This is a genomic window from Leptothoe sp. LEGE 181152 (assembly GCF_032906605.1).
GTDB classification, from domain to species: domain Bacteria; phylum Cyanobacteriota; class Cyanobacteriia; order Phormidesmidales; family Phormidesmidaceae; genus Leptothoe; species Leptothoe turfae.
In genome coordinates, this window is sequence record NZ_JASATU010000003.1 from 43,800 (window position 1) to 65,668 (window position 21,869).

Here is a 21,869-nt window from a genome sequence, read left to right on the forward strand (position 1 = left end):
CTTGACTGCTTATACATAGATGAATACCATCTGAGAATCGTTACTATTGCACTCTGTAGATAATCCTGTTGGAAAAGGGGGGTATCTTGAGAAGAAAGACTCAGACGAAAGATAGTCTTCTAATAGTTAGAATGACTTTGCTAGCTGTGGAGTATACGGCTAGAGTAAAGAAATTGAGCCTACTCAATAGGTGAATCAACTGTCTGGGTTTCTCCATGTAATTTTTACGGGAGCGAAGGTATGGAATATCTATCCATTGCCTTCAGAAAAGTATTGTATGGATGTTAGGAAACAAGTGAGAATTATAAAATTTAGGCGGATGGCCTTCCACAACCTAACGTTCCATCTGTTGTTGCAAGCAACGTCCTAATCTCTGTGGTAGCAATTTTTGAGCTGTCATTGAGGTAGCTCTATGCAATTGAGAACTTTATATTGATGTAGGCATGTCTTCTATTGAATACAAGGATAGGTAAATCCAGAAATTAGAACTCCATTCTTCTATTGACTGTGTAGAACGTCAGAAATATTTAGGGCTCTGTATTACTTAATCCTAATACCATTGCAAACGATAGGTTAAGGGTACGGAGACATCCTTCCTATGCTGATGACACAACTAACCGGGGCTCCTCGCACCCCACAATTTTTACGTTTAGGGGAGGAGCTGATGAACATCAGCGAGAGAATAGGCTGTTTTGTAATCCTAGAGCTATGGAATGGAGGCAGAAATTAAATTGGGCTGCTGACTCGGAGGATTGGTATAGTTGGAGTTATCAAGCGGGAATTGCTATTGGAACAAAGCTGATTGATGATGTTGTAGTGAACCATATTACGACCCATCCTGATGCTTTAGTTATAGAGCTAGGCTCGGATTTATCTTCTTGCTATGACCAGGTAGCATCGGAAAAATTGATATTGTTCGAGGTAGATTAGAATCGTTGGAACAGGCCTCGAAAGATTAGTTCTAGTTTTCTGATGTTCGAAACGAAATAGCCTAGTAAAATAAACACATTAAGTATTCCTTTTTAAAGCTTGCAGGAACAAGAGTTGTAATCTGTTTGGCTCGCAATGAGATAAGTAGATCATCAATTTACTTTGGTGTAATTATGGATCTGTATTCGTTGTTAAATTATTTTTCCAGTCATGGAGTAAAATTATCTCTTTACGGCGATGCGTTAGAAGTTGACGCACCTAAGGGAGCTATTACTCCAGATATAAGTTGTTCTATTACGCAGCATAAAGCAGAGTTACTTTCGCTATTACATCAATATAGTGAGGTTTTGAATGTTAACGTCAATCAGCTACCTAACGTAGCACCTCGGCCAGAAGATCGCTATAAGCCTTTTCCTTTGACAGATATGCAGCACGCCTTTTGGGTAGGGCGCAGTGGTGCGTTGGAACTGGGTGAGGTTGCCAATCATGGCTATTACGAGATTGAGTCATATGATTTAGATTTAGAAAAATTGAATTTGGCATTGCAACAGTTAATTGATCGCCATGATATGTTACGGGCAATTGTTTTGCCCGATGGGCAACAGCAAGTTCTGAAAAAAGTTCCTCCTTATCAAATTGAAATATTAGACTTACGATCGCAGCCAGATCCTGTAGTAAAGGCTAGAATCAACGACATTCGTCATCGAATGTCTCATCAAGTATTACCTGCTGACCAATATCCGCTGTTTGAGTTTCGGGCGACGCGCTTAGACAAAGGCAAAATTCGGCTGCATATTAGTTATGATTTGCAAATATTTGATGCTTGGAGCCTATTTCGACTGTTTGATGAATGGTTTCAGCTTTATCAAGCATCTAACGCTGAATTAGTCCCCCTTGAAATTTCATTTCGGGACTATGTCTTAGCTGAGCAATCTTTACAGGAGACGCAACAGTATCGACAATCACAAGACTATTGGTTGAATCGCTTGGATACCCTACCGCCAGCGCCAGATTTACCTTTAGCAAAACGTCCTAGCGATCTTCAGCATCATCGATGTAGACGATACGAAGGTGGGTTAGAACAGTCTGTTTGGCAAGCATTGAAGCAGAAAGCAGCTCAAGCTGGTTTAACACCCTCTGGATTATTGTTATCAGCCTTTTCTGAAATCTTGGCAGTTTGGAGTAAAATTCCTCGGTTCACTATAAATCTTGCCCTTTTCAACCGTTTGCCGATGCACCCCCAAGTTAGCCATATTTTGGGGGATTTTACGTCTGTTACCTTGTTAGAAGCCGATCACTCAGTGCCCAAATCTTTTGCGGACCAAGCAGTGCAGCTTCAGCAGCAATTATGGAGAGACTTGGAACATCGCTATTTCAGTGGTGTCCGTGTAGTACGAGAATTATCCCGCAAGCGAGGCACTGCGCCCAGTGCTATGCCAATTATCTTTACAAGCACGTTAGGTTTCAGTTCACTGGGACAGGACACTCGTACGTTTAGTCACTTCGGCAAGTTAGTGTATGGCATCAGCCAAGCGTCACAAGCTTGGATAGATGTTCAAGTTTGGGAAGAGAATAATACTCTAACGTTCAACTGGGATGTTGTTGAAGAGCTATTTCCACAAGGGTTGGTTGATGATATGTTTTCAGCATATTGTCGATTCCTGCAAAAGTTGGCATCATCTGAGTCAGCTTGGACTGAGACAAGTCGTCAATTTGCCTTACCAAATCAACTTAACCAACGCTCTAAGGCCAATGCTAAATTAATCCCCATTCCTGAAATCACTCTGCATCAGCTATTTATAGAACAAGTAAAACTAAGGGACAAAGAGGTTGCGGTTATTTCTTCCCGCCGCAACCTCACTTATCAAGAGGTGTATGAATTATCAAAGCAAGTTGGCCATCGATTACGTGCCTTAGGCGTTCGCCCTAACCAGCTAGTAGCCATTGTGATGGAAAAGGGGTGGGAACAAATTGTTGCAGTGATGGGGACTTTGTTGGCTGGTGCAGCTTATGTTCCGATTAGTCCTGAGCTTCCTCAAGAGCGGTTATCTTACCTATTAGAGAATAGTAAGGCGCGGATTGTCCTCACTCAATCTTGGTTAAAACAGTTGCAATATCCTTCAGAAATTCACTGCTTGGATGTGGATGATATTGATCAGTTTTCCTTGGCAGATGAATCTACAGAGGATCTCGAACTTGTTCAAGGTTCTGATGATTTAGCTTATGTGATCTACACGTCTGGTTCTACAGGCAATCCGAAAGGTGTGATGATTTCACATCGTAACGTTATCAATGTGGTTGTTAATACTAACCAGCGCTTCAACATTGATGCCTGCGATCGCATCCTAGCTCTTACGGCACTTAATCATGACTTATCAGTCTATGACATCTTCGGACTTTTGAGTACTGGGGGAGCAATTGTTCTACCTGATGCAGCCTTAGTTAAAGAGCCGGCTCATTGGGCCAGCCTATTGCAGCAACATCGGGTGACGTTGTGGAATTCAGTTCCTGCCATGATGGAGATGCTAGTTCGCTATGCAGATAGCCATTCTAGAAGTCTACCTGACAGTTTACGGCTAGCAATCTTAGGGGGAGACTGGCTACCCGTTTCGCTCCCCAATCAGGTACGTGCTCTCGTGCCACAGATACAAATACTAAGTATTGGTGGTCCAACAGAAACAACGATTTGGAACATTGGCTATTTAATTGAGGAGGTTGATCCTAATTGGCAAAGTATTCCCTATGGTCAGCCAATGGCTAATTCGCAGTACTACATTTTGAATGATGCACTAGAAGACTGTCCCGTATGGGTTCCAGGTCAGATGCACTGTGCTGGAGTTCAGTTAGCCCAAGGGTATTGGCGAAATAAGGAAAAAACAGAGGCTAACTTTATCCAACACCCTCGTACAGGTGAGCGAATTTATCAAACAGGTGATTTAGGGCGCTATTTACCTGATGGAAATATTGAATTTTTAGGGCGAGTCGACTTTCAAATAAAATTACGCGGATATCGGATTGAACCTGGGGAAGTTGAAGCTACCTTAATGCAGCATCAATCCATCAAAAATGCCGTTGTTACGACATTAAAAAATACTCATGAGAACCAGGCTCTAGTGGCTTATATTGTGCTTCAACCTGGCGAAGAATCTGGCTTATTGCAAATAGAGCGGGCAAACTCTTCAAAGCATCAGCAACAATGGCAAGATCTTCTCCGAGCAGGATATAAACAGGCTGAACAAACCTTCTGGACGCTTGATCGATCTACTTTCTCAGCCTATTGGGACTATCAAAATCATTTGCATCTGATTTCAGTTTGTAAGGCATTGAAGAAGCTAGGTATTTACCAATCGATAGGAGACGCGTACACACTGGATGAAATCATAGTGCAATGTCAAATTGCGCCTCGCTATCGCAAGTGGTTACTTCGCGGTCTCAAGACACTGATTAAAGCAGGATTGTTAGAGCAACAGGGCCAGCACTTCAAAAGCATTGCAGATCTGCCAGCAACGGTCTTCCAACCTTTAACAGCAGAGATTCAATCCAGCTTATCTTGCAGTGACGAATTCATGCAAAACTGGATTGCCCTCATGCCAAAAACTCCCTTAGAAGAATTAGCAGACATTATCACTGAAAAAATTCACTCGGCAGAGATTTACACATCTGATAACACTCAGACGATATATCAGTTAATGTTTGCCGATTGTAATGCGATTTCTAAAGCTTTTATGAGTGCTTACCTTAACACTTTAGAACCAGATCGACCATTACGAGTTTTAGAAGTTGGCGCTGGCTACGGAACAACAGCAATTCACCTGTTGCCATTATTTTCGCCTGAGCGCACAACTTATGTCTTCACCGATATTTCTAACTTCTTTCTACAGAGAGCTCAAGAATGTTTTGCCGACTACTCCTTCATTGAGTACAATCGATTTGATCTTGAAAAAGATCCTTACCAGCAAGGCTATGCCCCCCACTCGTTTGACATCATCATTGCTGCAACAGTTTTGCATAACACCCGATCAATTGAAGAGTCGTTGCGGCATATTCGTGCTTTGTTAGCTCCCAATGGATTGCTTTTAGCTATTGAGAAAACAAGATTTCATCCTGCGTTTGATTTGAATATGGGTCTACAGCAAGGCTTTGAACGGTTTGAAGATAATAGTTTACGGCCAGAGCATCCCGTTCCTTCTAAAGAACAATGGCAGAGCGTTTTATGTCATCTTGGATTTGAAAACAGTACCTTCCTAAATCGTCCCGATTCAGTTGCCGATGATATTGGCTTTGATGTCCTGGTTGCCCAAGGCCCATCCTCAGTGAAGCAGTTTAAACCCGAAAGGCTACAGAATTTCCTTAACAAAAAACTGCCAGAATATATGGTGCCGCATCAATTTGTTCTCCTAGATGCATTACCCTTGACCGCGAATGGCAAGGTAGATCGCCTATCGCTGAGCACATTGAAGGGGCTTCATTCCCAAGCAAAGGCCACGTATGTAGTGCCTCAAAATGATATGGAACAGTTGGTTGCCAGTGTTTGGCAAGAAATTTTACAAATTGAGAGAATTGGGTCCCAAGATAACTTTTTTGCCCTAGGAGGCGACTCTTTACAAGCGACTCAGGTTCTCTCTCGACTGCGTGAGAAATTGAAAATCAATTTGTCTGTACAACGTTTGCTAGAAACGCCTACGCTTGCAGCTTTAGCAGACTCTATTGAAAAATTTCAGCAAATCACTCAAAAATTACAAGCCCCTATTGATGTTGCATCATCTCAACGGATGGAAATCAAATTATGAGTTCGATACAGGAATTTCTGCTCGAATTGAGTGAAAAGGATATTAGACTCTGGTTAGAGGGCGATAGCTTGTGCTGCAATGCGCCTCATGATGTCCTTACACCTGCTTTGCGCGACAAACTGGCACAGCATAAATCCGAAATCATCTCGTTTCTGTCTCAAACGATGACGGCTGCTGCTGTCAAAGTGAACACTATTTCACCGGCTCCGTCTGATAGTGTTTTACCATTAGCTCCTAATCAACAAGGGCTCTGGTTTATCGAACAGTTGGACAATAATCTAGCGACCTACAACCAAACCTTTGCAGTGGCGTTGGAGGGGCAGCTTGACGTTCATGTTTTAGAGCGCTCTCTACAGGAAGTTATCGCTCGTCATGCAATTCTGCGCACAAACTTTGTAAGTAGAAATGGAAAACCAGTTCAGGTTATTCAAGCGCTCAATGATTTCCAGTTATCTCAGGTAGATATTTCACATCTTGCAGAGGTCGATCGACGGGCAGAAATTGAGCAATTTACCATTGCCGAAGTTCAGCGTCCATTTAATCTGGCACAGGAGCAACTTTTCCGTATTTCGCTTTTCCGCCTGGAAAATAAATCCTATGTTTTGATCTTTATCATGCACCATCTGATTGCAGATGGTTGGTCCAGTGGCGTCATCATCCAAGAGTTAGGTACTCTCTACGAAGCATTTCTTGTCGGTAACCCTTCACCCCTACCAGCACTCTCTGTTCAGTATGCCGACTTTGCCTATTGGCAACAGCAACAGCTTGAAACGGTTCTAGAAAAGCACTTGAATTATTGGTTACAGCAGCTTAATGGTGCTCCTCCCCTTTTACAGCTACCGACGGATCGTCCGCGACAGGTTATTCAAACTAATCGTGGAAAGGCAACTACGTTAACGCTTGGAGCGGATTTGACGAGATCCCTCAAGCAATTGAGTCAGCAGCATGGGGTAACTCTCTTCACATTGCTTCTTACAGCATTCCAGGTGTTGCTGCACCGTTATACACATCAGACTGATCTGTGCGTTGGTACAACCATCTCAAATCGTGATAATCGTAGCCTGGAATCACTGGTCGGTTACTGTGTGAATACTGTTGTTATCCGTACTCAACCATCAGGGAACTCTTCATTTCGAGACTTTCTCAAGCATGTACAGCAGATTGTCTTTGAAGCCCAAGAACATAAAGATCTTCCCTTTCACACATTAGTAGAAAAACTTCAACCGCAGCGGGATCGGTCTTATACACCGTTATTCCAAGCTGTATTTGTTTTAGAGAGTTTAGGAATCGAGCAGATAGAATCAGGGGGGCTTACCCTTAGTCGATGGGAAACTCCAGTCGCCATTGCTAAGTTCGATTTGAGCTTATCGATGCAAGAAACTACGGGTGGTTTAATTGGTAGGTTTGAATATAATACAGAGCTATTTGACGATGCCACAATTAGGCGCTTGATCGGCCATTTTCAAACCTTACTAACAGCAATTGTGGCCAATCCAGATCAGTGTCTTTCCAACTTACCTTTATTAACGAACGCTGAAAGACAGCAATTGGTAAAGTGGAATAATAATACGTTTACTAATATTTCCTATGAGCGTTGTATCCATGAGTTATTTGAAGAGCAAGTAGAAAAGACACCGGATGCGATCGCAATTGTCTTTAGGAATCAGCAAATCACCTACCGTGAGTTAAACCAACGCTCAAACCAGTTAGCTCATTACTTACAAACATTAGGTGTAGGCTCCAATAGCTTGGTCGGTATTTGTCTTGAGCGATCGCCTGAGTTAGTGATTGGTTTTTTGGCAATTCTCAAAGCCGGCGGGGCTTATGTCCCCCTTGATCCAGAGTATCCCCAAGAGCGCTTGAGATTTATGCTGTCTGATTCCCAAGTCAGCATCTTACTAACGCAGCAAACATTATTGCCTAGCCTGTCATTTTTCCAGGAACGGATCCTTTGTTTAGATGCTGTTGTTCAGGCTTTTGACCAAGCAAGTAACGTTAATCCAGATAGCAAAGTCACTGCCGAAAGCCTGGCTTACATTATCTATACATCCGGATCAACCGGGCAACCCAAAGGAGTTCTCGTACCACATAAAGGGCTGCTCAACCTTGTATTCTGGCATCACTCTACCTTTAAGATATCCACTTGCGATCATGTCACACAGATTTTTGGGCTTGCTTTTGATCCCTGTGTTTTAGAGGTTTATCCCTGCCTAACAGCTGGGGCAACGCTCTATTTGGTAGAGCCAAACATCCTCCGCTCTCCTAGAAATTTACAAAGCTGGCTCCTAGAAAATTCAATTACAGTGACAGCTGTTGTCACGCCCTTGGCAGAAGCCCTACTTTCTTTGGACTGGCCCACTCAGACAGCATTACGCGTTATGTTAACTGGGGGAGATAAATTAAAACAATATCCATCTGAGAACATACCTTTTACAGTCATAAACAACTATGGTCCAACTGAGAATACGGTTGTGACAACATCTGGCATAGTGACTGCTAAGTTAGAACAGCATTGGGCTCCCTCCATTGGAAAAGCCATTAATAATGTACAAACCCATGTTCTTGACAGCCATATGCAACCGGTTCCCATTGGTATTCCTGGGGAACTCTATATCGGTGGCACTAATCTTGCTAAAGGTTATTTAAATCGGCCTGATTTAACTGAGAAATCTTTTATTTCAGGAAAATCTATAGCTCACTTAACAGAGTCTAGTTCTGCTTATCTTTATAAGACAGGAGATCTGGTTCGATATCGACCGGATGGCAATCTTGAATTTTTAGGGCGCATTGATCATCAGGTAAAGATTCGTGGTTTTAGAATCGAGCTAGGAGAAATTGAAGCAGCTTTGACAACGCATCCTGCTACGGAGCAGGCTGTCGTTATTCTTAGGGACGATGAATCTAGCAATCAGCAACTTGTTGCCTATCTTGTCTATCAAGGTGTTGCAATACCCAATTCCTCTGAACTGAAGCAGTGGCTGAGAAAAACTTTGCCCGGCTATATGATTCCATCGATTTTTATATCTTTAGAATCCATGCCCTTGACACCGAATGGCAAAATTGACCGTCGGGCTTTGCCCACTCCTGATGCCATTCACCATAACCTAGGGCAATCGGTTGTTGCTCCTCGTGATGAAATCGAAGAATCCATTGTCAGGATCTGGGCTCAGGTTTTAGGAATTGGGGAAATTAGTATCCATGATAATTTCTTTGAACTCGGTGGACATTCCCTAATAGCGACTCAAATTATCGCTCGAATTGAAACCACATTGGGAATCGAATTATCTCTTAGCAATTTATTTGATACACCAACGATTGCCGAACTTGCAGTTGCCGCTAAAGCAGCACTGCAAATGACGCCCCACTATAATTTACCTCCTATTCAGAAGAGTCCCCACAGCGATCAGCTACCGTTATCGTTTGCTCAGATTAGATTAGTATTTCTACAAAAGTTGCAGCCCAATAATCCCTTCTATAACATCGCTACATCAATACGTTTACAGGGAATACTCAACGTCGATGTTTTAGAACAAAGTCTGACTGAAATCCTCAGGCGTCACGACATTTTACGGACTCGATTTCTTGACAAGGATGAGAAAACCTATGCAGTTGTTGCTCCCTTTTCAAACTTTGAACTACCACTCGTGGATTTGAGTAAGTTCTCTAGTATTGAACAAGAGACCAAGATACAGCATTTAGCAACAGAAATAGCCTGTCAACCGTTTGACTTAAATATTGATCAACTCTTTCGCTTTAAACTTCTGCGATTGAGCACAGCCGACCATCTGATGGTACTAACCATGCATCATAGTATTGCAGATGGTTGGTCAAGCAATATATTGATGCGTGAACTGTTGGCACTTTATAACGCTTTCTCCACAGGTCGGCCTTCATCATTACCAGAGCTACCAATTCAGTACGTAGATTTTGCACTTTGGCAAAAGCAATACTCACAGGAAGCTTTTTGGAAATCTGAATTAGCTTATTGGAAACGACAACTCGCTGATGCGCCAACTCTATTAGCATTACCCACGGATAAGCCACGACCCTCAGTTCAGACATTTTCAGGTAACGCGCAACTATTCACACTACCTAAGAAGCTTGTTAAAGCACTTAGAACACTCAGTCAACAGTTTGAAGTGACTCTCTTTATGATGCTGTTAGCAGCATTTAAAGTCTTACTTTATCGCTACACTAGCATGACGGATATTCTGGTGGGAGTTCCCGTTGCCCACCGGAATCGAATTGAGATTGAACCGTTAATCGGGTGTTTTGTAAATACGTTAGTATTGCGAACTGATTTATCTGGAGATCCTAGCTTTCAAGATTTATTGAAGCGAGTACGAAAGGTTTCTTTAGAGGCCTATACTCATCAGAATTTGCCTTTTGAAAAATTACTAGAAGAACTAAAGTTAGAACGAAATCTAGGACATTCTCCATTATTCCAGATAATGTTTTCCTTTGAAGATACGCTGGAATTGACTTTTAACGCGGCTGACCTGTCCATTGATATTTCACCCATTGATACCAATACTTCAAAGTTTGACCTGAGTCTTAATATGGTTGAGACCGAATCAGGTTTGATGGGCAGGTTAGAATACAATACAGACATTTTTGAGATAGATAGGATAGAACGTCTGATTGGGCATTTTGAAGTACTGTTGGAAAGCATTGTAGCGGCACCTTCTCAATCTATTAGTGAGCTATCGCCATTAACTTCTGTTGAAAAGCAACAGTTTCTTAATTGGAATAATACTAAAATAGACTTTCCTCGTAATTCATGTATTCATGAGCTGTTTGAAGCTCGAGTTGAGCAATCCCCTGACTCAATTGCAGCTGTATTTGATGGTCAGAAACTGACCTATAGTGAATTAAATCAGAGAGCAAATTATCTGGCGGACTATTTGCAAACTTTAGGTGTTAAACCCGATATGCTAGTTGGGGTGTATCTGGAACGCTCTCTAGATATGTTGGTAGGAATGCTAGGTATCCTCAAAGCTGGTGCAGCCTACTTACCGCTCGATCCCAGTTATCCCCAGGAGCGACTCTCATCGATTGTATTAGACTCCCAGGTTTCAATCCTACTAACTCAGCAACATCTCATCGGACAATTACAATTGCTGGATCATCCTGCCCATGTACTTTGTCTAGATACGGAGTGGGATCTAATTAGCCAAACAACTCCCTACAGTGAAACGAAACCCAAGCATTCTGATCATTTAGCCTATGTAATTTACACATCGGGCTCCACAGGAAAACCTAAAGGTGTAAAAATCACCCATCAAAATGTGGTCAATTTACTGGTGGCAATGCAGCACGAGTTCCAGATTATCCCTACAGATATCCTGCTGAGTGTAACCTCTATATCTTTTGATATGTCTGTTGTGGAACTCTTCTCACCCCTGATAACAGGTGCCTGTGTTGTTATTGCCAGTCGTCAGGTTGCCATGGATGCTCAGCAGTTGAAGCAATGTCTTACAACTTCTAACGCGACCTTGATGCAAGCAACACCAGCAACTTGGCGTTTGCTCCTGGCTGCTGGATGGCAAGGTCATCACGTCCAGCTTAAGATTCTTTGTGGTGGCGAAGCTTTATCTCGTAATTTAGCTAATCAACTATTAGATAGGGCAACCGGTGTCTGGAACTTGTATGGTCCAACGGAAATCACTGTTTATGCTACGGCTCATAAGATAGATGCTTCACAGTTGTCCAGTCACACAGTTGCGATTGGTCGGCCGATTGCGAACACACAAGTATTGGTGTTAGATTCCTTAGGACAGCCAGTGCCCATTGGTGTACCTGGTGAACTGCATATCGCAGGGATAGGAGTTTCACAGGGATATTTGAACCGCCCCGAACTGACAGCTGAAAAATTTATCTCTCACCCACAGGCCGGTAGGCTCTATAAGACAGGCGATTTAGTACAGTTCTTGCCAGATGGAACTCTTGAATACCTTGGGCGCAACGATCATCAGGTCAAACTACGCGGTTTCCGAGTCGAGCTAGGGGAAATTGAAGCAACGCTACTTACCCATGTCGCTGTTCAGGAAACAGTTGTCGTTGCTCAAGGAGATTCGAGCGACAACAAACGGTTGGTCTGTTATGTTGTTGCGGCTAAAGACCTCTCAACGTCTGGCACAACCATTATCAACGAACTACAACAGTTTCTTAGAAGCCAACTGCCCGACTACATGGTACCGTCGGCATTTGTCATGTTGGAGGATCTCCCGTTAACACCCAATGGTAAAATAAATCGTTTAGCTTTGCCTCAACCGGATAAGCAAGCAACTTCAGACGCACCTTATACAGCACCTAAAACATCAATTGAACGTAAGATTACCTCGATTTGGCAAGAGGTTTTACAGTTGGAAGATATTAGTACAAATGCTAATTTCTTCCATTTAGGGGGACATTCTTTGCTTCTGGTAAAGATGCAAATTCTCCTTAATAAGGATTTAAATCAGAATCTTAAAGTCGTGGATTTATTTCAATATCCGACTATTAAGTTACTGGCAAATTACATTAGCCAATCGCATCATGCCATCACTTCTGGGCAGCAAGCACAAGATCGAATTATCGCTCGTCAAGGGCGTCGATTTGCGATCTCACAAACCCGGCAACTGAGAAAACAGTATAGAACAACTCAACAGTGAGTGAGGGCAGATTAGCTATTTATTTCCAAAGGAGGTTATTCAATGAATCCAGTCCAGTCATCAAACTTTAATGGTTCCGAAATTGCTATTATCGGCATGTCCTGTCGATTTCCAGGCGCACCTAATATTGAAGCATTCTGGCATAATTTGTGCCATGGCATAGAATCTATTTCTCGATTTGATACTCAAGAATTAATAGACGCTGGAGTGGATGCAAAGCTAGTCAATCATCCAAATTATGTTAAAGCTAATAGCATTTTGTCAGATGTTGAATGGTTTGATGCTTTTTTCTTTGACACCAGTGCCAGAGAAGCAGAAAGGATGGATCCGCAACATCGTCTCTTTTTGGAACAAGCCTGGGCAACGTTAGAGAATGCTGGCTATAGTTCTGAGAACTATTCAGGTGCCATTGGTATCTACGCTGGATCTAGCACCAACACCTATTTGCTAAATAATCTGTATCCCACTGTTGATACCTCAGACTCTGCTAGCATCTTTCAATTAATGATAAGTGGCAATAAAGACTTTTTACCCACCCGTACCTCCTATCACTTAAATCTAAAAGGTCCAAGCGTTAATGTTCAAACAGCCTGTTCGACCTCGCTAGTGGCGGCCCATTTAGCATGTCAAAGCTTGCTCAATGGTGAGTGTGATATGGCATTAGCTGGGGGGGTTACGGTTCGTGTCCCTCAGATAACAGGCTATCTTTATCAGGAAGGTCTTGTCCTATCACCGGATGGCCATTGTCGTGCTTTTGATGCTGAAGCAAAGGGTGCTATCGGTGGCAATGGCGTCGGTTTAGTTCTCCTTAAGCGCTTAGAGGATGCCCTTGCCGATGGTGACTATATTCATGCTGTTATTAAGGGGTCTGCAGTCAATAATGATGGCTCGCTAAAAGTCGGTTTTACAGCACCGGGTGTCGATGGCCAAGCAAATGTCATCAGAGAAGCACAGGCCATTGCCCAAGCTGCCCCTGAAACAATCACCTATGTAGAAGCCCATGGTAGTGGAACGCATTTAGGTGATTCAATTGAGATTGCTGCTTTGACTCAAGCCTTTGCTGGATGTTCTAAAGACAATCAGCCTTGTGCGATTGGCTCCGTCAAAACAAATGTAGGGCATTTGGATGTTGCTGCAGGGGCGGCAGGGTTAATCAAAACAGCCTTGGCACTCAAACATAAATTAATTCCCCCCAGCTTACATTTTAAGCAGCCTAATCCACAGATTGACTTTACGAACAGCAATTTTAAGGTTAATGCTCAGCTTTCAGAATGGGAAACCAATAACACACCTCGACGGGCAGGTGTAAATTCATTTGGTATTGGCGGCACCAATGCCCATGTGGTGTTAGAAGAAGCGCCATTGATGGAAACGTCTAGCTCATCTCGTCCATGGCAATTAGTTATGCTGTCTGCCAAGACCAGTTCTGCCCTGGAGACGATGACGGCCAATTTCACCGACTTCCTAAAACAGAACCCTGATGTGAATTTAGCCGATGCTGCCTACACACTTCAAATGGGGCGTCGAGTCTTTGATTACCGCCGCATGGTGCTTTGTCATGATGTTGAAGATGCGCTCAGTGCATTTCAAAATCCTCAACGGATATACAGCAGCATCTCAGATAACAACCAGGCTGATGAGGCCACTATTGCCTTCATGTTTACAGGCTTAGGATCCCAATACATCAATATGGGATGGGATTTATATCAATCTGAAGAAGCTTTTCGGGAACAAATTGATCGCTGTTGTGACTACCTCAAGCCTCTCCTTCAACTTGACTTGAGAGATGTGATCTATCCCAATCGAAATCAAGAGATGGATACATCTAAAGATCCTGAACCACCGGTAAACGTATCATCATCTCAGTCTGGTATTAATCTCCGTCAGATGCTGGGGCGAGGGGAAGAGAAACCTGATGAAGCTACCCAGACTTTAAATCAAACCTATCTTACCCAGCCGGCAGTTTTTGTCATTGAATATGCGTTGTCAGCCCTATGGCAATCATGGGGCATCAATCCTACGGCGATGATGGGATATAGCATTGGTGAATATGTTGCTGCTTGTTTATCTGGCGTTTTGTCCTTAGAAGACGCTCTGACCTTAGTAGCGAAACGAGCCCGGTTGATTCAAGATTTGCCGAACGGAGCAATGCTGGCTGTTCCACTTCCAGAGCAAAAGGTTCATCCACTACTCAGTGAAAAGATTTCTTTATCCGCTATTAACGGATCTTCAGCCTGCGTTGTCGCTGGTGAAACCGAAGCCATTGATGCATTGGCAGAGCAAATAATGAGCCAAGGTATCGCCTGTCGTCGGCTAGCAACATCCCATGCTTTCCACTCCCATATGATGGAGTCAATTGTCCCCTCTTTCACTGAAATATTTAGGAATATTAAGCTCAATACGCCTCAAATTCCTTATATATCAAACCTAACCGGAAACTGGATTACTGCCGAACAAGCAACCGATCCCAATTATTGGGTCCAACATCTTTGTCAACCCGTCCGGTTTGCAGATGGTGTTACGGTATTACATCAACAGCAACACTCGGTGTTATTAGAGGTTGGACCAGGACAAACATTAAGTAGCTTGGCATTGCAATGTTTAGGTACGCAGAAAAATCAAGTAACCGACATCTTATCTTCATTACGTCATGCATACGATCGGCAATCCGATACTGCGTTCTTACTAAACAACCTTGGACAGCTTTGGCTGTCAGGCATCGAAATCGATTGGTTAAGCTTCTACAGCAATGAACGTCGCCATCGGCTTCCTTTGCCAACATATCCTTTTGAACGCCAGCGATATTGGGTTGAACCTCAAGCAGTAGCATCCCCTCAATTACTCTTGTCCGCATCAGACAGATGGACATTACTAGTACAAGCTGGTCAAATACAGGCAAAGAATGGATTAGCTACTGTGGATGAGTCCACCCACATAGCTAATAAACAAGCCTTGGATCAGCTCTGTGTTGCTTACATCAATATGGCGTTTAGACAATTAGGCACTTTCCTGGACGCAAAAAGTCGATATACGATGGCAGATTTAGTGGAACAAAGCCACACAATTCCTCGTTATCATCAACTATTAGAGCGTTGGCTGGCGATATTATTAGAATCTGGCCAGTTAGAGCAGGAGGATAACTATTTCACTCATCTTGCTCCTTGCTCAAGGAACACCATTCAGAATCATCTGGCTGATGTCAAAGCAAAATGGGCAAAAAATCTAAACTTTGTAGAGCTTGTCGAAAACTGCGGTGAAAATTTAGCAACAGTCTTAACAGGACAAAAAGAACCTTGGGATATTCTCTCAAAATTAGTTAACCAAATCCAAGATGAGTATAGCTTAGAGCTTCCAGAGGTTTATTATTATAAATCAATTATCCGCGCTATTTTAGCTCAGTTGATAAAATCATTGACGCCTCAAACAGAGCTTAAAATTCTAGAAGTTGGAGGTGGTGCTGGCATCACAACAGCTGAATTACTACCAGTATTACCACCAAAACAAACCAGCTATACATTTACTGATGTTGGTCGTTTATTCTTGACTCAAGCACAAGAGAAGTTTAAGGATTACTCATTTGTTGAATATGATTTCCTAGACATCGACCAGTCTTCGCAAGAGCAAGGATATTCATTACATCATTTTGACGTTATCATCGGCTCAAATGTTCTCCATGTGGCCCGCAATTTAGAGAAAGCTCTTGAGAATGTTCGATCTTTATTGGCACCTGGGGGCATCCTTGTTATCTGGGAATTTACTCAACCTCAGCTTAATTTTGATATTGCTGATGCTCTGTTGATGAATCCGGTTGATGAGAACGATAACGATCGCAACATGGGTAATCCCTTTGTGTCAAAAGAGCAATGGCAGGCTGCACTAAAGCGCCATGGATTTGTTGAGGTGGAGGCATTCTCTGCAACCGAAGTATTTGGGCAACAAATATTTGTTGCCCAAGCAGACTCACCTAGCACATCTAGTACGCCCGATGCTTTTACGACAACGTCTACAACTACTGCTCAAAACACGTTTAATCCACTGGGTAGAAAATCGGATATTGCTGATTGGTTTTATATTCCTGCTTGGACACGCTCATCATTATTGCGACCTGCGATCGCAACAAAATCAGCTGTCGATCCAGAATGCTGGCTTGTATTTGCGGATGACTATGGTTTAGGCGTTCAGTTAGGACAATCGCTCCAAGAATCAGGCCATGATGTTGTGATGGTTAAGGTTGGCGATTACTTTGACTGTCTGCAGACTACAGATGCAGAAGGCAAACATCATTACAGCTATACACTCAATCCAAACCAGCTAAACGACTACAGCTCTCTATTCCAGGCTCTCCAACAGGCTAATTTAACACCCACAAAAGTTCTACATCTTTGGAGCATCACTTCATCTGAACAGCCGCTAACGTTAGCGATTGAGAACTTTCAGGCAGTGCAGCATTTCGGACTTTATAGCTTAATGTGCATTGCCCAAGTCATGGGTAAGCAGACTAATAACTCCAATCCTTTACAGCTAACGGTGATCTCTAACCAGATACAGTTGGTCAATGGAGACGAAAAACTACAGCCAGAACAAGCACCTCTCCTTGCCGCCATCAAGGTTATTCCTCAAGAATATGAGGATATTGACTGTCGCCTCATTGATATTGACTTACCAGAAAATAATCAGCCAATAGTTGCAGAGCGCGTTTCTCAACTATTGCAAGAGATTACCACCCCAAGCATGGAAACTATAGTTGCCTATCGAGAGCGTCACCGTTGGCTACCAATTTTAAAGGAGACACCTCTAAAGAGCATTGAGGATGAGCAAACTCGCTTCAGACATCACGGCGTTTATTTGATCATCGGTGGACTGGGATATCTTGGGTCGCTAATAGCAGAACACTTAGCACAAACTGTGCAAGCCAAGTTGATCCTGACGGGTCGCTCAGCCTTACCAGCCAGGGAAGAATGGGCTGAATGGTTGGCAGCCCATGAAGATGAAGATGATATCATCAGCCGTAAAATTCATAAGATACAGTCATTAGAAGCATTAGGAGCCAACGTATTATCGATTCAAGCCGATGTCGCCAACCTTCAGCAAATGCAAGTCGCTTTAACCCAGGCTGAACAAGCATTTGGTCCGATCAATGGCGTCATTCATGTAGCTGGTCTCAATACCTCCGAAGGTGGCTTATCTCTCATCGAAGCAGGCATTAACCAAAATCAATTCGAGCAAAACTTCCGGCCCAAAGTCTACGGAACTTGGGTGCTAAGCGAAATTTTACAAGATAAGGATTTAGATTTCTGTTTGCTAATGTCCTCTTTATCTTCTGTTTTGGGCGGCCGAGGTACAATTGACTACACAGCAGCAATGTTCTTTGTAGATACATTTACACATTGGCACAATCAACGGTCTTCTATCCCCTGGATAACAACAAATTGGGGATTTTGGAAAATAGGTGAGGCAGAAGCCTCGCGTCAGTTTTTAGCTCAAAATTGGGGTGACCTCGGTCTGATGCCACAAGAAGGAATCGAGGCATTGGAACGCATTCTTCTCTGGGAAAACTTAAATCAAGTATTGATCTCTCCAGGAAACTTAAAGGAGATGATCAACAAGTGGGGAAACCCTGAGTCTTCAAAGGAAGATGCTGCGCAATCTGTAAATACATTAACTCAGCATACGCGACCCAATCTAAAGACTGCTTATGTTGCTCCAGAAACCGATCTGGAGCATAAATTGGCTGATATCTTCAAAACAGTTTTAGGCTTTGAGCCTATCGGTATTCATGATAATTTCTTTTATCTAGGGGGCGATTCACTCATTGGGATTAAATTAATTTCCCAAATCAACGAAGTATTTGAAGTTGACTTATCTCTTCGTCTGCTATTCGAGGCACCTTCCATTTCAGAACTCGAATTACTAATCGAAAAGATGATCATTGAAGAACTTGCATCACTTACAGAGGAGGAAGTCAAATCAGCCCTGTAAAACTTAGATTTTGCCCTTTCAATCAACTCTTGATGGATAAAAGTATTAACGATGCATAATACTAGTAAAGAACAAATTCTTAAACAAAAATCGGATCTTTCGCCGACTAAACTAGCCCTGCTTGAAAGACGGTTGCGGGGCAAGAATCTGTCTGGTGATGAAAACAAGTTAACGACTGATGAGTTTTCTCAAATTACAGTTGATCCTAGTCAGCGTTATCAACCGTTTCCTTTGACAGATGTTCAACAAGCTTACTGGATTGGACGTAATAGTGCCTTTGAATTGGGGAACGTATCCACCCATGGATATCTGGAAGTAGATACTATTGATTTAGATTTAAATCGCTTCGAAAATGCCTGGCAGAAAATAGTTGAGCGGCATGGGATGCTACGCACTATTATTCTTCCCAATGGACAGCAGCAAATTTTAGAACGAGTCCCCCCTTATAAAATAAAAGTTTTAGATTTGAGGACCCATAGTCCTGAGCAAGTTGAGACTCAATTACTAAACCTTCGGGAACAATTATCTCATCAAGTATTATCTGTAGATCAGTATCCCCTGTTTGAAGTTCAGGCTGCTCGCCTGGACGGCAATCGGATAAGGCTCTATCTTAGCTTCGAAATCTTGATTGGCGATGGGCGAAGTTGGACAATTGTTAGTCGCGAGTTAGCCCAACTGATGCAAACGCCAGAATATCCTTTACCCCCCTTAGAACTCTCATTTCGAGACTATGTACTAAAGAAAATTTCCCTGAAAAGTTCAGAATCCTATAGTCGCTCGCTAACATATTGGCAGGATCGTCTTCTTACTTTACCACCCTCCCCTGAGCTACCGATAGCTAAACAACCTGCCCAAATTAAACATCCCCAATTTGCACGCCGCAGTGGTCATTTAGACAATGATGCTTGGAATCACCTCAAGCAGCGGGCTAAAAGCATTGGCCTGACCCCTTCGGGATTATTGCTATCTGCCTTTGCTGAAGTTCTGACAGTTTGGAGTAAAAATCCCAAATTTACGATTAACTTAACCCTGTTTAATCGTCTGCCACTACATCCTCAAGTCAATCAGATCGTAGGCGACTTCACGTCATTGACACTATTAGCCATCGATAATTCTGGACAAGATTCTTTTACAAACCGGGCAAGGCGCATTCAAAAACAGCTTTGGCAAGATCTGGACCATAAAGACGTAGGAGGCGTCTACGTCTTACGGGAACTGGCCCACATGCAGAAAAATTCGTCAAAGGCTTTCATGCCAGTTGTTTTCACTAGTGCGCTAATTAGTGAACGGGTAACAAATGATGCAACCAAAGCAAAAGCGTTGACAATGGGTTGGTTAGGGGAGCACGTTTACAATATAACCCAAACTGCTCAGGTTTATTTAGATCATCAAATTGCCGAACTTGACGAAGGATTATTCTATATCTGGGATGCCGTTGAAGAGGTTTTTCCTCCGGCACTACTAGATGAAATGTTCTCTTCTTATAATCTATTTCTTCAACAATTGGCTGTTTCTGAGGATCTTTGGAAAGTCCCTATTCGTAATCTTTCCAAATCTGCTCAACAGCAGGCTATTATCAATGCAACTAATGTTTCTTTTTCGAAAAATGTTTTATTACATACATTGTTTTTTGAAAAAGCTGAAACGTTTCCAAATCATACTGCTATCGCCACATCCCAACGTATACTTACATATCAAGAGGTAAGTGAGCGAGCTGCTTACATCGCTCAATACTTATATCAACAAGGTGTTCAGCCCAACCAACTGGTTGCCATTGTTATGGAGAAGGGCTGGGAACAGGTGGTTGCAGCTTTGGGTATCCTGGCATCTGGTGCAGCATACGTGCCAATTGATCCCAAGCTGCCAACTGAGCGCCAGCATTATCTTTTAAAGGAAACCAAAGTTCAATGGGTATTAACTCAATCGCGACTCGATAATACTCTAAACTGGCCTGAAACGGTCAAACGTCTCTCCATAGACGATAGCTTGCCTCAAATTGCCAGCAAAGTGCAGTGTGTACAAAGCACATCCGACCTGGCATATGTTATTTACACCTCTGGCTCCACTGGCTTACCCAAAGGCGTCATGATTGATCATCAGGGTGCTGTTAATACCATCCTCGATATTAATCAACGCTTTAAGATCACCTCTTCTGATCGTATATTTGCACTTTCATCCCTAAGTTTTGACTTATCCGTATTTGACATCTTTGGAACGCTAGCCGCTGGTGGAACCATTGTTATTCCTGATCCTGATGAGATAAAGAATCCAGCTCATTGGACAGAATTGATGGTCCAACAGCAAGTGACCGTTTGGAATTCAGTTCCAGCCTTGATGCAAATGTTAGTAGAATATTCAGTCGGGTTTACATCACTGTTTCCACAATCTTTGCGATTGGCTCTAATGAGTGGTGATTGGATTCCTCTGTCTTTACCAGACCAGATTCGGTCACTATGTCAGAATATCAAGCTAGTCAGCTTAGGTGGAGCAACAGAAGCTTCAATTTGGTCTATTTTTTACCCTATCGATCAAGTTGATCCAAACTGGAAGAGCATTCCCTATGGTCGTCCCATGGCCAATCAAAAAATTTATGTCCTAAATGAAACGCTAGAAGCTTGCCCAACTTGGGTTACAGGACAACTTTACATTGGTGGCATTGGCATAGCAAAAGGATATTGGCAGGATGACAATAAAACAAAAGCAAGCTTTATCACCCATCCTCAAACTCAGGAAAAATTGTATAAAACAGGTGATTTAGGGCGCTGTTTGCCTGACGGCACTATTGAATTTCTTGGGCGAGAAGATTTTCAAGTCAAAATTAATGGTCATCGAATTGAACTCGGTGAAATTGAATCTGTACTCAGTTCACATCCAGCGATTGAAACAGCGCTTGTTTTAGCTAAAGATGTCGATGAAAAGAGCAAGCAATTAATTGCCTATATCATTTGCCAAGAAGAGAACACGCCATTAGAAAATCAGCGCAGATTGTTTGTTGATTCAATACAGGAATTTTTACGTAAAAAACTGCCAGAATATATGGTTCCTCCAGCATTTTGTCTTTTAGATAAGTTTCCATTAACTCCGAATGGAAAGATTGATCGAAAAGCACTCCCGGCGGCAGATATTGTACCCACATCAAAAGCAAAGAGTGTTTCACCGACTACTGAGACAGAGCATACTTTAGCCGACATTCTGAAGCAGGTTCTACAAATAGAAAAGGTTGGTATTTATGATAATTTCTTTGATCTCGGAGGAAATTCAATCCAAATTGTTCAAATCCATAATAAAATCAAGGAGGTTTTCAAAAAAGATATTCCCATTACTGAAATATTTAGGCATCCAACGATTAATGATTTGGATAAGTATTTTAGTGAGAACACTAGCAATTTTCGGTCAAATTATAAACAGCTAAGTCGTGCCGAGAGTCGCAAAGAAAAGCTTAAGAAACGACGGCGACGGACTCTGTAAGTCCCCCCTACTGCTTAAAGAAGACTGAGTACATGAAATGAAGCGAGAC

At 42.6% G+C, this 21,869-nt stretch carries 3 protein-coding genes and 2 pseudogenes; all 5 read left to right on the forward strand.

Annotated features, from left to right (window positions below; genetic code table 11):
* Positions 1-1,103 precede the first annotated feature (1,103 nt).
* Positions 1,104-4,058, forward strand: a pseudogene (locus QGP82_RS01435) (non-ribosomal peptide synthetase); the annotation flags it as partial.
* Positions 4,059-4,667: 609 nt separating this feature from the next.
* Positions 4,668-5,720, forward strand: a pseudogene (locus QGP82_RS01440) (class I SAM-dependent methyltransferase); the annotation flags it as partial.
* Positions 5,717-12,373 carry an amino acid adenylation domain-containing protein gene (locus QGP82_RS01445; RefSeq protein ID WP_499056746.1) on the forward strand — a complete coding sequence of 2,219 codons (6,657 nt, stop codon included), beginning with the start codon at positions 5,717-5,719 and terminating at the stop codon, positions 12,371-12,373. The pseudogene QGP82_RS01440 and the gene QGP82_RS01445, both read left to right, overlap by 4 nt.
* A gap of 42 nt (positions 12,374-12,415) precedes the next feature.
* Entirely contained in the window at positions 12,416-18,352 is a 5,937-nt protein-coding gene (locus tag QGP82_RS01450; RefSeq protein WP_499056747.1) for an SDR family NAD(P)-dependent oxidoreductase, read from the forward strand.
* A 51-nt stretch (positions 18,353-18,403) separates the two neighbouring features.
* Positions 18,404-21,820, forward strand: coding sequence for a non-ribosomal peptide synthetase (locus QGP82_RS01455; RefSeq protein ID WP_499056748.1), 3,417 nt, complete (start codon positions 18,404-18,406; stop codon positions 21,818-21,820).
* The last annotated feature ends 49 nt before the right edge of the window (positions 21,821-21,869 follow it).

What these genes read in the sequence shown, in the direction of transcription:
- QGP82_RS01445 (WP_499056746.1), top strand. Translation starts at nt 5,717, where the DNA reads ATGAGTTCGATACAGGAATTTCTGCTCGAATTGAGTGAAAAGGATATT.
- QGP82_RS01450 (WP_499056747.1), top strand. Translation starts at nt 12,416, where the DNA reads ATGAATCCAGTCCAGTCATCAAACTTTAATGGTTCCGAAATTGCTATT.
- QGP82_RS01455 (WP_499056748.1), top strand. Translation starts at nt 18,404, where the DNA reads ATGCATAATACTAGTAAAGAACAAATTCTTAAACAAAAATCGGATCTT.